The sequence below is a fragment of the Nocardia sp. NPDC050435 genome (assembly GCF_040655395.1).
In the GTDB taxonomy this organism is placed as follows: Bacteria; Actinomycetota; Actinomycetes; order Mycobacteriales; family Mycobacteriaceae; genus Nocardia.
Window position 1 is genome coordinate 343,937 of record NZ_JBFAJW010000004.1, and the last position, 15,386, is coordinate 359,322.

A 15,386-nucleotide genomic window follows, 5' to 3' on the forward strand; every position below is an offset into this window, starting at 1 on the left:
ATGGAGTTGGGTGGGTACACGCCCGAACCGGTAGCCCCGGAGCGGTTTCCGCTCGCCCCGGCGCAGCTCGGGCTGTGGTACGCACAGTTGCTCGAGCCCGAGGTTCCGATCAATATCGCGCAGTACGTGGACCTGCGGGGCGAGCTCGACGCGGCGTTGCTGCAGGAGATCTCGCGCGAAGCCGCCCTGGACTACCAATCGACCATGGTCCGGTTCGGCGAATCCGGCGGGACGCCGTACCAGTGCTTCGACCCGGCCCTCCCGGTCGACCTCCCGCTGCTCGACTTCCGCGACCACGCGGATCCGGTTGCCGCGGCGCGTTATTGGATGCGCGCCGAAGCCGGCGCGCCGATCGATCCGGTGCGCGACCGGTTGTTCGCGGGCGCTCTCCTGCGAATCGAGGAGCGGCGCTGGTTCTGGTATCTGCGGGCACACCACCTGGTGCTCGACGGTTACGGCGCGCTGACCAACACCATGCGGGTGGCCGAGCGCTACACCGCCCGCGTGCTCGGCACCGAGGTCGAACCGGTGCGCCCGGCGCCGCTGGCGGACCTGGTGGACGGCGAGCTGGCCTACCGTGGGAGCTCCCGCTTCGAAGCGGACCGGGCGCACTGGGCGCAGCGCGTGGCCGGGCTGGACGCGGTTACCAGCCTGGACGGCCGCACCGCCCCGCGGGCCGCCGTCAACCTGATCGCCGGGCGGGCGCTGCCGGCGGAGCTGACCGCGCGCATGAACGAGCTCGCGGCGAGCCAGGATTCGACCCCGGCCGTGCTGCTGCTGGCCGCCTTCGCCGGCTACCTCGGCCGATTCACCGATCGCGACGACGTGGTGCTGAGCCTGCCGGTGTCGGCGCGCACCACCGCGGCGATGCGGCGTTCGGCGGGCATGCTGTCCAATATCGTGCCGCTGCGGGTCGCGGTGGGCCGGGACGTGACCTGGGGCGCGCTGCTGCGCGCGACCCGGGTGGAGGTGGCGGGCGCGCTGCGGCATCAGCGGTACCGGCACGAGGACATCCGGCGCGATGCCGCCCACGACGGCCGCCCGGCGCACCGGGCGCTGTTCGGCCCGCTGGCCAACATCATGCTGTTCCGCAGCGATCTGCGGCTCGGCCACACCGCCGGGCGGTACCACGTGCTGTCCACCGGGCCGGTCGAGGACCTGAGCCTCAATGTGTACTACGGCGAGCAGGACTGCGTGCACGTCGATTTCGAGGCCAACCCCAACCTCTACGCGGAGGACGAGCTGGCGCGGCACCACGCGCGGTTCCTGCGCTACCTGGAACGGCTGGTCGAGGCCGGTCCCGAGACGCCGCTGGGCGCGGTGGACGTGGCGACCGAGCTGGAAGTCGAGGTGAGCACCCGGCTCTGGAACGCGACCGGCCACGAACTGCCCCAGGGCGGCGCGGCGACGCTGGTGTCGATGTTCGAGGCGCAGGCGGCGCGGACGCCGCAGGCCGTCGCCGTGCGGTTCGGCGCGCGGACGCTCACCTATCGCGAGCTGGCCGGGCGCGCGAACCGGCTGGCGCGCCATCTGATCGAGCGCGGCGCCGGGCCGGAGACCGTGGTGGCCGTGCACGTGCGCCGCTCCCCGGAGCTGGTGGTCGCGATGTACGCGATCCTCGCGGCGGGCGCCGCCTACCTGCCGCTGGATCCGGATCATCCGGTCGAACGGACCGCCCACATCCTGGCGACCGCGCGGCCCCGCTGCGTGCTGACCACGGAAGCCGATGCGCCGGAGCATGTTCCGGACGCGATCCGGCTCGACGCCCTGGAGCTGTCCGGGTATTCGGACGGGCCGGTGTGGGAGCGGGAGCGCGGCGCCGTGCTGCGACCGGCGCACCCGGCCTACGTGATCTTCACCTCCGGCTCGACCGGACGGCCCAAGGGCGTGGCGGTCAGCCATGCCGCCATCGTGAATCGGCTCGTCTGGATGCAGCACGCCTACCGGCTCACCCCCGCCGACGTGGTACTGCAGAAGACCCCGGCGACGTTCGACGTCTCGGTGTGGGAGTTCTTCTGGCCCTTGCAGATCGGCGCCACCCTCGCGCTGGCGCAGCCGGACGGTCACCGCGACCCCGCCTATCTGCGCGCTGCGATCGCCGAATACGGAGTCACCACAGCGCATTTCGTGCCCTCGATGCTGGAAGCGTTCCTGGCCGGACAACCGCACGACCACGAGACCAGTCTCCGGCTGGTCTTCGCCTCCGGCGAGGCGCTGCCCGCCGCGGCGGCGCGGCGACTGCGGGTGCTGACCGGTGCGCGACTGCACAACCTGTACGGTCCCACGGAGGCCGCGGTCGACGTCACCTTCCACGAGGTGACCGAGACCGATACTCTCGCGGTGCCGATCGGCGCGCCCGTGTTCAACACCCGGGTGTACGTCCTGGACAGCGGCCTGCGGCCGGTCCCGGTCGGGGCTCCGGGTGAGCTGTATCTGTCGGGGGTACAGCTCGCCCGGGGTTATGTGGCGCGGCCCGCGCTCACCGCCGAGCGATTCGTCGCCGATCCGTTCGGCGCGGGCGAACGGATGTATCGCACCGGCGATCTGGTGCGATGGACGCCCGCCGGTGAGCTGGAATACCTGGGGCGCACCGATTTTCAGGTCAAGCTGCGCGGGTTGCGGATCGAGCTGGGTGAGATCGAGGCCGTGCTCGGCGCGGTCGAGGCGGTCCGGCGCGCGGTGGTCGTGGTGCGCGCGGAACAGCTGGTCGCCTACGTGGTGGGCGCGGTCGAGACCGAGGCCCTGCGCGCCGCCGCCGCGCGGGCCCTGCCCGCCTACATGGTGCCCGCCGTGTTCGTGCCGCTGGCCGAGCTGCCGGTCAACGCCTCCGGCAAACTCGACCGCGCGGCGCTGCCCGCGCCGGAACGCGTCGTGGCCGAGTATCGCGCGCCCGCCACACCGGTCGAAGCGGCGGTGGCGCGCGTTTTCGGCGAGGTGCTCGACCGGGAGCGGGTCGGGCGCGACGACGACTTCTTCGCCATGGGCGGCAACAGTTTGATGGCCACCCAGGTCGCGGCGCGGTTGGGCGCTGACCTGGGCTGCCGGCTCGGAGTCCGGGAATTGTTCGGCGCCAGTACGGTGGCCGGGCTCGCCGGACTGATCGAGCCGGTGCGGGGTACCAGCGGCGGCAGCGATGTCGTGCGACTGCGGTCACGGCCGCGGCCGCCGCTGGTTCCCCTGTCACCCGCACAGCAGCGGATCTGGTTCCTGAACCGGCTCGAGGGCGGGGCCGACTACAACATGCCGTTCGTGGTGCGGCTGACCGGCGCGGTCGACGCGGCCGCGCTGCGTGGCGCGCTGGCCGACGTCGTCGCCCGGCACGAGGTGCTGCGCACGATCTTCCCGGCGGTCCGGTCGGAGGCTTTCGCCGAGCAGGTGGTGCTGAGCACGGCGCTCGAGCTCGGCGAGCCCGCGCCGATCACGGTCGCGGCGCTCGACGCGGCACTGGCGGTCTTCGCGGCCGCGGGCTTCGATCTGGAGCGCGAGATCCCGATCCGGGCCCGGCTGTTCACCGTCGACGACGGTACCTGCGCGCTGGTGCTGGTGCTGCATCACATTGCCGCCGACGGATTTTCGCTGGCCGTGCTGGCGCGCGACGTGATGACCGCCTACACCGCCCGGCGTTCCGGTATCGCACCGGACTGGTCGCCGCTGGCGGTGCAATACGCGGATTACAGCCTGTGGCAACGGGAACTGCTCGGTACGGCCGGTGATCCGGACTCGGTGCTGGCGCGGCAGCTGAGCTTCTGGACCGCCACGCTGGCAGGCGCTCCGGATCAGCTGGATCTGCCCGCCGATCGCCCGCGGCCCGCCGTCGCCTCCGGGCGCGGGGGTATCCACCGATTCGCCCTGCCCGCGAAACTGGTTGCCGGGATCGCCGAGCTGGCGCGGGCACAGGGTGTTTCGCCGTTCATGGTGCTGCACGCCGGACTCGCGGCGCTGCTGTCGCGGGTGTCGGGAAGTTCCGACATCGTTCTCGGCACCCCGGTCGCCGGCCGGGGCGAACGAGCGCTGGACGACCTCGTCGGGATGTTCGTCAACACCCTGGCGCTGCGCACCCCGGTCGACTCCGGCGCCTCCTTCGCCGCGTTGCTGCGGCAGGTGCGCGACACCGATCTGGCGGCCTTCGACCACGCCGAATTGCCATTCGAGCAGCTGGTCGAGGCCATCAACCCGGTGCGCTCGCGCGCCCGGCACCCGCTGTTCCAAGTGCTGCTCGCCCTCGATACCGCGGCGGCAATCCGCTTCGAATTGCCCGAGTTGTCGCTCTCCAGCAGTAGTGTGAACACCGGAGTGACCAAGTTCGACCTACAGCTGACGGTCACTGACGGCTTCGCCGGTGCCGGGCACAGGGAAGGCTCGGCACCGGCGGAGGTTCCCGCGGAGTTCTCCTACGCCACCGATCTGTTCGACGAAGCCACCGTGGCCGCGTTCGCGCGCTGGTTGCTAGAGCTGCTGGGCGCGGCGGTCGCGGACCCCGGGATCGCCGTCGCGGATCTGCCGCTGCTCGATTCCGCCGGGCGGGCGCGGGCGCTCGCCGCGGGTGCCGCTGAGGGTGGCGAGGTGTCCGAGGTTGCCAGGGCGGCGGCTCTCGGCGGGAGCGCCGATCCGGTGTCTGAGGTCGTTGAGGTGGGGGCTCTCGTTGCGAATGCCGCTGCGGTCGTCGAGGTGTACGAGGATCTCGGGGCGCGGGCTCTCGGCGTGAGCCCCGCTGGGGCCGGGGAGGGAAAGGCTCTCGGCCCAGGTATCGCCGGAACCGAGGATGTACTGGACGCCTTCGCGGCGCAGGTGCGTCGAACTCCGGACGCGGTGGCGCTGATCGACGGTGCGCGCGTCTGGACGTACGCGGAGTTCGCCGCGCGGGTCGACCGGCTGGCCGCTGAGCTCGCAGGCAACGGTGTCGGCCCGGAAACCCTTGTGCTACTGGGCATGCGGCGGTCCGCGGAGTTCGTCGTCGCCGTGTACGCGGTGCTCGCCGCGGGTGGTGCGTACGTTCCGGTGGATCCGGATCAGCCGGAGGCCCGGATCGCGCAGGTCATCGAGACCGCCGCTCCGGTCTGCGTTTTGACCCGCGCCGCCGATGGGTGGCGCGGCCTCGGCGGAAAGGTCATCGAGGTCGATTTCGGCGATACCGCCGCTTCGACGTCGGTGCTGCCGCGTGCCGTCGACGCGGGCCAAGCTGACGGTGACATCGATTGCGAAGCCGTTCGCCTCGAACCTGCCGCGTCGATGGGCGCGCTGTCGCGTGCCGCGGACCAGCGCAGTGCTGAGCGTGGCACGGTCGGCGGGGCCGGTGGGGTCGATTCTGCCGCGTCGGCGGGCGCGCTGTCGCGTGCCGCGGACCAGCGCAGTGCTGAGCGTGGCACGGTCGGCGGGGCCGGTGGGGTCGATTCTGCCGCGTCGATGGGCGCGCTGTCGCGTGCCGCGGACCAGCGCAGTGCTGAGCCTCGGACGGTCGGCGGAGCCGATGGGGCCGAGCCTGCCGCGTCGGCGGACGTGCTGCTGCGTGCCGCTCACGCGGTCGGTGCTGTGCCGCTTGTCGGGGACGAGCGCTGTGATCACGCCGCCGCGACCCGGGCGCGTGGGGCCAATACCGCCTACGTCATCTTTACCTCGGGTTCGACCGGACGGCCGAAAGGCGTTGCGGTACCGCGGAACGCACTGGCCAATCAGATCCGGTGGATCGCGAGTGAGTACGAACTCGGGTCCGCCGATACCGTGCTCTTCAAGACACCCGCGACCTTCGACGTGTCGGTGTGGGAGTTGTTCGCGCCTTTGATCTCCGGTGCGCGCCTGGTGGTCGCCGAACCCGGTGGGCATCGGGATGTCGCCTACCTCGCCCGCACGATCGGCGCGCACGGGGTGACGATGACTTCGTTCGTTCCCTCGATGCTGTCGGTGTTTGCGGATTCGGTGGATTCCGCCCTGATCCGCACGCTGCGTACGGTTTTCGTGGCCGGTGAGGCGATGACCGGCGCGGCGGCGGCCGCTTTCGGAGCGGTGAGCGCGGCCCGGCTGCACAACCTCTACGGGCCGACGGAATTCACCGTGCATGCCACGCACGCGCCGGTGGAGAGTACGCACGCGGGTCCGGTGCCGATCGGCCGCCCGGTGCGGGGGAGCCGGGCACTGGTGCTGGACGCCCGGTTGCGGCCGGTGCCGGACCTGGTGGTGGGGGAGTTGTACCTGTCCGGCGTGCAGGTGGCGCGCGGGTACCACGGGCGTGCGGAGCTCACCGCCGAGCGGTTCGTCGCCGACCCCTACGGCCCGGCGGGAACGCGGATGTACCGGACCGGTGATCTGGTGCGGCGTGATCGTGCGGGCGTGCTGGAGTACCTGGGCCGCAGCGACTTCCAGGTCAAGCTGCGGGGACAGCGGATCGAGCTGGGGGAGATCGAGGCCGGGCTGCGCGCCCTCGCGGGGGTGCGGGCGGCGGCCGTGCGGGTCTTCGCCGCGCCTGCCGGAGACGTGCTTGTCGCCTACGTCGCCTCCGAGGTCGCCGAGGCGGAGTTGGCGCGGGGGCTGCGGGCGGTGCTGCCCTCCTATATGGTGCCCTCGGCCTATGTGCGGCTGGCGGAGTTGCCGCTGACCAGCTCGGGCAAGCTCGACCGCAAGGCCCTGCCGGATCCGGTGCTCGCGCCCACCGAGTTCCGGGCCCCGCGCACCCCGGCCGAGCGTGTGGTGGCCGAGGTGTTCGGCCGAGTGCTCGGCGTGGACCGCGTCGGCTTGGACGACGACTTCTTCGCCGGCGGCGGCAATTCCCTGGTCGCCACCCAGATCGTGGCCCGGATCGCGGAGGCGATCGACGTCGACGTGCCGGTCCGCCTGCTGTTCGAGCACCCCACCGTGGCGGCGCTCGCGGCGGCGCTGCCGGGCGCGGGGACGGCACGGGCCCGGCTGCCACTGGTCGCGGTGGATCGACCCGAGCGCGTCCCGCTGTCCTTCGCACAGCGACGCATGTGGTTCCTGAACCAGTACGACACCGCCTCCACAGCCGACAATCTGGCCGCCGCGGTCCGGCTCTCCGGCGCCCTGGATCGGGCCGCGCTGGCAGCAGCCGTCGGCGATGTCGTCGCCCGGCACGAGGCGCTGCGCACCCGGTATCCGGCGGTCGACGGCGTGCCATTCCAGGAGGTGCTGCCCGCAAACGAGACCTGGACCCTCGAGCCGGAGCCGGTCGCTGCCGTCGACCTGCCCGAGCGCATTCGAGCCTGTGCCGCAGTTCCTTTCGACGTTCGCTCCGAGCCCCCCGTTCGGCTGACACTGCTGCGCTGCGACGATCCCGCACCCCCGGCCACCCCGGTCCACGTCCTGGTGGTCGTGCTGCACCACATAGCCGCCGACGGCTGGTCGATCGCACCGCTGACCCGCGACCTGATGCGCGCCTACGCGGCCCGCGGCGCGGATACGATCGTCACGCAGGACCCGAGCCATTCGCATGCCACCCCAGACGACCAGGACGTGAGGTCCACGCGTGAGTTGCGGCGCGCAAACGGAGAGTCAGACGACGCGGGGGTGGGGCCCGCGCGTGAGTTGCGGTGCGCGCACGCGGAAGCGGATGGCGATGAAGCCGCGCAGAGCATGCGCCACGCGCACGCGGGCTCGGCACCCGAATGGTCGCCGCTGCCGGTGCAGTATGCGGACTACACGTTGTGGCAGCGCGCGCTGCTCGGCGACGAGTCCGATCCGGAATCCCTGCTGGCACAGCAGGTTCGGTATTGGCAGAACGAGCTCGGCGGCGCGCCCGCGGAGTCGACGCTGCCCGCGGACCGGCCCCGGCCCGCCCAGGCTTCGGGGCGCGGAGCGCGGTACGCGTTCGAGATTCCGGACGGAACCCACCGGGGGCTGCGCGCGCTCGCGGAGCGCTCGAACGCCACGCTGTTCATGGTGCTGCACGCGGCTTTCGCCACGCTGGTCGCGAAGTTGTCGGGCCAGCAGGATGTTTCGATCGGCACGCCGGTGGCCGGGCGGGGGCACGCTCGCCTCGACGAGTTGGTCGGGATGTTCGTCAATACCCTGGTGCTGCGCACCGAGGTTCGTCCGGAGCTGTCGTTCGCGGATCTGGTGGCGGCTGTGCGGGATCGGGATCTGGCCGCGTTCGCGCACGCCGACGTACCGTTCGAACGCCTGGTGGAGGTGCTCGATCCCGAGCGCACCGCCGCGCGGCACCCGCTGTTCCAGGTGATGCTGGACTTCCAGAACACCGCGCAGACCGCGCTGGAACTGGGCGGCGTCACGGCATCGCGGCTCGACATCGATACCCGCACCGCCAAATTCGACGTGCAGTTGACAGTGCGCGAGACCGGGACGGGGCTGGCGGCGGTCTTCGAATACGCCACCGATCTGTTCGACGCCGAGACCATCGCTACCTTCGCGACGCGCCTGCGGCGGATCCTCGACGCGGTCTGCGCCGCTCCGCAGCGCGCCCTCGGCGATCTCGAACTGCTGTCCGGAGCCGAGCGGACGCTGGTGCTCGAGACCTGGAACGACACCGCGTACGCGGTGGACCCGACGGCGACGCTGGTGTCGATGTTCGAGGCACAGGTCGTGCGCACCCCGCAGGCCGTCGCGGCCGGATTCGCGGGCACGCGACTGAGCTACGCGGAATTCGCGAGCCGGGTGCACCGGCTGGCCCGGCTGCTCGTCTCGGTGGGCGTCGGCCCGGACAGCACGGTCGCCGTGGCGCTGCACCGTTCGCTGGATCTGCTGGTCGCGATCCACGCGGTGGTGGCGGCGGGCGGGGCGTACGTACCGGTGGATCCGGACCATCCGGCCGAGCGGATCGCGCACGTGCTGGACAGCGCCGACCCGGTGTGTGTGCTCACGCACAGCGGGATCGGCCTGGAAGTGCCCGCGGACGCGCGGATGTGGGCGGTCCTGGACCTCGACCGGCTCGATGCCGACGACTACCCGGACACCCCGCTCACCGACGCCGAGCGCCTGGGCGCGCTGCGCCCGGACCACGCCGCCTACGTGCTGTTCACCTCGGGCTCCACCGGCCGCCCGAAGGGCGTGACGGTGTCGCACGCGGCGATCGTCAACCGGCTGGTGTGGATGCAGCAGACCTACGGCCTCACGCCCGCCGACACCGTGCTGCAGAAGACGCCGGTCACCTTCGACGTCTCGGTGTGGGAGTTGTTCTGGCCGTTGCAGATCGGCGCGCGGCTCGAACTCGCGGAACCGGACGGGCACCGCGACCCGGCCTACCTGGCCGAGATCGTGCGCGCGGCGCGGATCACCGTGGCGCATTTCGTGCCCGCCATGCTCGCCGTCTTCGTCGCGGAACCAGCTGTCGCGCTGTGCGATTCGCTGCGCCTGGTCTTCGCCTCCGGCGAGGCGCTGCCGCCGGGACCGGCCCACGCGGTGCGGGAGCTGACCGGCGCGCGCGTGCACAATCTCTACGGGCCCACCGAGGCGGCGGTCGACGTCACCGCGCACGAGGTGCGCGAGACCGACGCGCAGAGCGTCCCGATCGGCGCACCGGTGTTCAACACCCGGGTCTACGTGCTGGACACCAGGCTCCGGCCGGTTCCGGCGGGTGTGCCGGGGGAGCTGTACCTGGCGGGTGCGCAGCTGGCGCGCGGGTACGCGGGGCGGCCGGACCTGACCGCCGACCGGTTCGTGGCCGACCCCTTCGGCGCGGGCGAACGCCTGTATCGCACCGGCGATCTGGTCGCCTGGCGGCCGGATGGCGAGCTGGAATACCTGGGCCGCACCGACTTCCAGGTGAAGCTGCGCGGTCAGCGCCTCGAGCCGGGGGAGATCGAAGCCGTCCTCGCGGCGGTGCCGGGCGTCACCCAGGTCGCCGTCGCGGTCGCGACCACCGCGCAGGGTGACCAGCTGGTCGCCTACCTCACCACGACCGGCGCGCTGGTGGACGACGCCGTACGCGCGGCCGCCGCCCGTGCGCTGCCGTCGTACATGGTGCCGTCGGTGTACGTGGTGCTGGACGAGTTCCCGCTCAACGCCTCCGGCAAGCTGGACCGCAAGGCGCTGCCGGCGCCGCCGGCCGAACGCGCGGTCTTCCGTGCGCCGGTGACGGCGGCGCAGCAGGCCGTGGCCGCGATCTACGCCGAGGTGCTCGGCCTGCCCGCCACCCGGCCGGTGGGCCTGGACGACGACTTCTTCGCGCTGGGCGGCAACTCGCTCACCGCGACGCAGGTGGTGGCGCGGGCCGGCGCGGCGCTGGACGCCCAGCTGCCGGTGCGCGCGCTGTTCGCGGCGCCGACCGTCGCCGAACTGGTGACCGCGGCCGCAGCGGCGCAGCGCAACCAGCGGGCGGCGCTGACCGCGCGACCGCGCCCGGCGCGCATCCCGCTCTCACCCGCCCAGCAGCGGATGTGGTTCCTGAACCGGTTCCTCGCCGCGGGTCCCGGGGACGCGGTGAACCATATTCCGCTGGCCCTGCGGCTGACCGGTGTGCTGGAGGTCGAGGCGCTCTCGGCCGCGCTCGACGATCTGGTGGCCCGCCACGAAACGCTGCGGACGGTGTTCCGCGAGGACGAAGACGGGGCCGAACAGGTGGTCCTGCCCGGTACGCCGATCGAACTCCCCGCGCTGACAGTTCCGGCGGCAGCGCTGCCGGAACACTTATCCGGCCGCGCCGCAGCGATTTTCGATCTGAGCCGGGAGACGCCGCTGCGCGCGCACCTGTTCCGCGTCGCCGACACCGGCGATCATGTGCTGCTGCTGGTGCTGCATCACAGTGCCGCCGACGGTGTTTCGCTCGCCCCGCTGGCCCGTGACCTGATGACCGCCTACGCCGCCCGGTGCACGGGCACGGAACCGGCCTGGACCGACCTGCCGGTCCAGTACGCCGACTACACGCTCTGGCACGCCGAAACCCTCGGCGCGGACACCGATCCGGGCAGTCCCGCGCACCGCCAGCTGGAATTCTGGCGGCACACCCTGGCCGGCCTGCCCGATCAGCTCGACCTCCCGGCCGACCGTCCCCGGCCCGCCGAGACCACCCACCGGGGCGCGACCCACCGCCTGCGCATCGATTCCGACCTGCACGGCGAACTGCGCGAGCTGGCGCGCAAACGGGAAGCGACGCTGTTCAACACGGTGCACGCCGCGCTCGCCGTCCTACTGGCCCGGCTGTCCGGCGGCGGCGATATCGCCGTCGGCACACCGGTGGCCGGCCGCGGCGAGGCGGCGCTGGACCAACTCGTCGGCATGTTCGTCAACACGCTCGTCCTGCGCACCCAGGTCGATCCGCGCTCCCGCTTCGAGACACTGCTGGACACCGTGCGGGTGCAGGACCTGGATGCCCTGTCCCACGCCGACATTCCGTTCGAGCGCCTGGTGGAGGCGCTGGCCCCGGCGCGCGCCCGCAACCGGCATCCGCTGTTCCAGGTGGCGCTGACCTTCCAGAACTTCACGATGCCGCGCCTCGAACTCGGCGGCCTGCGGGTCACCCCGCTCGAATTCGACTCGGCCGCAGCGAAATTCGACCTGCAGTTCACCGTGCTTGAATCCGGCGGCGCGGACGGCCGCGCGGCCGGCATGGACATCGAGATCACCTACGCCACCGATCTTTTCGACTCCGAGTCGATCGCGGTGCTGGCCCGCCGCTTCACCCAGGTGCTGGCCGCCATCGCCGCCGACGCGACCGTGGTGGTCGGCGACATCCAGCTGCTCAGCGGGGAGGAGCAGCAGCGCGCGCTGTACGAGTGGGCGGGCGCGGAGGCGGCCGCCGCGCCGGTCACGGAGACGATCGCGGACCGGTTCGCGCGCGCGGCCCAGCTCGACCCGGACGCCGTCGCCGTGCGGGCGGGGGAGGCCACGCTCACCTACGCCGAGCTCGACAGCCGGTCGAATCGGCTGGCGCGCAAGCTGATCGCCGCCGGGGTCGGGCCGGAGATGCTTGTCGCCGTCGCGCTGCCGCGCACCGCCGAGCTGGTGGTGGCGCTGCTCGCGGTGCTCAAGTCGGGCGGGGCCTACCTGCCGATCGATCCGAACTATCCCGCCGATCGCATCGAATACGTCCTCGACGACGCCCGTCCGGTCTGCGCCGTCAGCAGTGCCGCCACCGGACTGGCCCGCGACTGGTTCGGCGGACCGGTCATCGATCTCGACGTCGCCGATCTCGAAAGCTTCGACGCCGCACCGCTCGCCGACGCGGAACGGCGCGAGCCCTCGGACCCGGCGCATACCGCCTACGTCGTCTACACCTCCGGTTCCACCGGTCGCCCCAAAGGCGTTGTCGTGCCGCACCGCAACGTGCTGCGGCTGCTCGACAACACCCAGCGCCACTTCGGCTTCGGGGCCACCGACGTCTGGACGCTGTTCCACTCCTACGCCTTCGACTTCTCGGTCTGGGAGCTGTGGGGCGCGCTGCTCTACGGCGGCAAGCTCGTCGTCGTCGACTACTTCACCGCGCGCTCGCCGGAGCAGTTCCGCGAACTGCTGGTGCGGGAGCGGGTGAGCGTGCTCAACCAGACGCCCTCGGCGTTCTCTCAGCTGATCGCTGCCGACGCGGCGCAGCCTGCCGCCGACTATGCCCTGCGCACCGTCGTCTTCGGCGGTGAGGCACTGGAGCCACAGCGCTTGCGGCCCTGGTTCCAGCGTTATCCGGACAGCCCGCGGCTGGTCAACATGTACGGCATCACCGAGACCACGGTGCACGTGTCGTACCGGCCGATCACCGCGGACGGCGGTGCGGCGAGCGTGATCGGCGCGGCCATACCGGGTCTGGCGGTGCGGGTGCTGGACTCCCGGCTGCGGCCGGTGCCGGTCGGCGTGCCCGGCGAAATCTATGTCTCCGGCGGGCAGGTGGCGCGCGGCTACCTGGGCCGCCCCGCGCTCACGGCGGCCCGCTTCGTCGCCGACCCCTACGGCGCGGCCGGATCCGTGGCCTACCGCTCCGGCGATCTGGCCCGCTGGACGGCCGACGGTGAACTCGAGTACCTGGGCCGGGCCGACCAGCAGGTGAACCTGCGCGGCTTCCGGATCGAGCTGGGCGAGGTGGAGGCCGCGCTGCTCGGCACCGCGTCGACGGTGCGCGAGGCCGCGGTGGTCGTGCGCACCGATCTGGTCGACGAGCCCCGGCTGGTCGCCTACGTCGTCGCCGCGGGCACGCTCGACACGGTGCGGCTGCGCCAGGATCTGGGCCGGGTGCTGCCCGAGCACATGGTGCCCGCGGCGATCGTGGCGTTGGATCGAATTCCGTTGACGGTCAACGGGAAGCTGGATCGCGCCGCCCTGCCCGCGCCCGCGTTCGAGACCACGGCCTACCGGGCGCCGGCCACCCCGGCCGAGGAGATCGTCGCGGGCGTCTTCGCCGACGTGCTCGGGCTCGAGGCGCGGATCGGCGCGGACGACGAGTTCTTCGCCCTCGGCGGCAGTTCGCTGCTGGCCGCCAAGGCGGTGGCCCGGATCGGCGTCGCGCTCGGCCGCACGGTGTCGGTGCGGGCGCTGTTCGAGGCGCCGCGGGTCGCCGACCTCGCCGCGCTGGTGCTGGCGAGCACGACGGGGACGCGTCCCGCCCTGGTCGCCGCCGCCCGGCCCCCAGCGCTGCCGCTGTCGCCGGCCCAGCAGCGGATGTGGTTCCTGAACCGGTTCGACAGCGCCTCGATCGCCTACAACATTCCGCTGGCGATCCGGTTGACCGGTGAGCTGGACGTTCCGGCGTTGCAGGCCGCGCTGGCCGATGTCATCGGCCGGCACGAAGCGCTGCGCACCCGGTATCCGGAGGTCGACGGCGTCGCGACCCAGGTGATCGTGCCTGCGGCAGAGGCAGTTCCGGTGCTGGACCCGGTCGCCTCCACCGAAGCCGGTCTGCTGGAACGGATCCGGCAGCTGGCGGCCACCACCTTCGACGTGACCGCCGAGATCCCCGTGCGAATGCGGCTGTTCCAGACCGGACCGGCCGAATTCGTGCTCGCCGCGGTACTGCATCACATCGCGGCCGACGGTTCCTCCAGCGCGCCGTTCGTGCGGGACCTGATGCTGGCCTACACCGCGCGCCGGTCCGGCAGCGCGCCCGGCTGGTCCCCCCTGGCCGTGCAGTACGCGGACTACGCGCTGTGGCAGCGGGCGCTGCTGGGCGCGGAGGACGATCCGGAGTCGCTGTCCGCCACCCAGATCGGCTACTGGGTCAAGGCGCTGCACGGCCTGCCCGACCAGCTGGCGCTGCCGGCCGACCGCCCGCGCCCGGCCCGGCAGAGCCTGCGCGGTGCGAAGATCGGTTTCGCCCTCGACGCGCGGCGGCACGCGGAGCTGCTGACGCTCGGACAGCGCCGCGGGGCAACGCTTTTCATGGTGCTGCACGCGGCTTTCGCGGCACTGCTGAGCCGGCTCTCGGGCAGCGCCGACATCGCGGTGGGCACGCCGATCGCGGGCCGCGGGGCGGCCGAACTGGACGACGTCATCGGCATGTTCGTCAACACCCTGGTGCTGCGCACCCAGGTGCCGGGCGATGCGACGTTCGCCGAGCTGCTCGCCCGCACCCGCGCCGCCGACGTCGCCGCCTTCGCGCACGCCGACGTGCCCTTCGAGCGCCTGGTGGAGGTGCTCAACCCGGCGCGCTCCACCGCGCGGCACCCGCTGTTCCAGGTGGGCTACTCCTTCCAGAACCACGAGCGCGGCGAACTGCTGCTGCCGGAGCTCGAGGTGCGCGCGCTCGAATACGACAGCGGCGTCTCGCAATTCGATCTGCACCTGTTCGCCGTCGACCGCTACGCCGCGGACGGCTCGGCCGCCGGGGTGGAGCTGACCCTCGGCTACGCGACCGATCTGTTCACACCCGCCGCCGCGCAGCGCATCGCCGACCAGCTCGGCCGGGTCCTCGAGGCGATCGTCGCGGAGCCGGAGACGGTGCTCGGCGATATCGACCTGCTCGGCCGGGCGGGCCGCGCCGAGGTGCTGGAGACCTGGAATCGCACGGCCCGGCCGCTGGTGGCGGCCACCCTGGCCGACCTGATCGACGCGCAGGTGGCGCGTTCGCCGCACGCCCAGGCGGTGATCGACGCGCGCACCGAAACCTGGCTTAGCTACCTGGATTTCGACGCGGCGGTCAACCGCCTGGCCCGGCGCCTGATCGGCGCGGGCGTCGGCCCGGAGGACACCGTGGTGCTCGCCATGCGGCGCTCGGTGGAACTGGTCGTGGCCATGTACGCGGTGGTGCGCGCCGGCGGCGCCTACGTCCCGATCGATCCGGATCATCCGGCCGACCGCATCGGGCACATCCTGGACACGGCGGCGCCGGTCCGCATCCTCACCACCGCGCGGGACGGCTTCCCGGTCGAAACCCCGGTTCCGGTCTGGGAAGTCGATCGCCTGCCCGCCGACGGCTGTGCCGCGACCCCGATCCGGGACCGGGAGCGGGTGCGCCCGCTGCGCCCGGGGCATCCGGCCTATGTCATCTTCACCTCGGGCTCGAC

The 15,386-nt window shown here is 72.3% G+C and carries 1 protein-coding gene (cut by a window edge); it reads left to right on the forward strand.

The genetic code is table 11. The features are described from left to right. Nucleotides 1-15,386, forward strand: the 5' portion of a protein-coding gene (locus AB0I43_RS14285; RefSeq protein ID WP_357432281.1) for a non-ribosomal peptide synthase/polyketide synthase. The gene runs 3,217 nt beyond the window's last position; the window shows 15,386 of its 18,603 coding nt (coding positions 1-15,386); its start codon is at nt 1-3; its stop codon lies beyond the right edge, outside the window.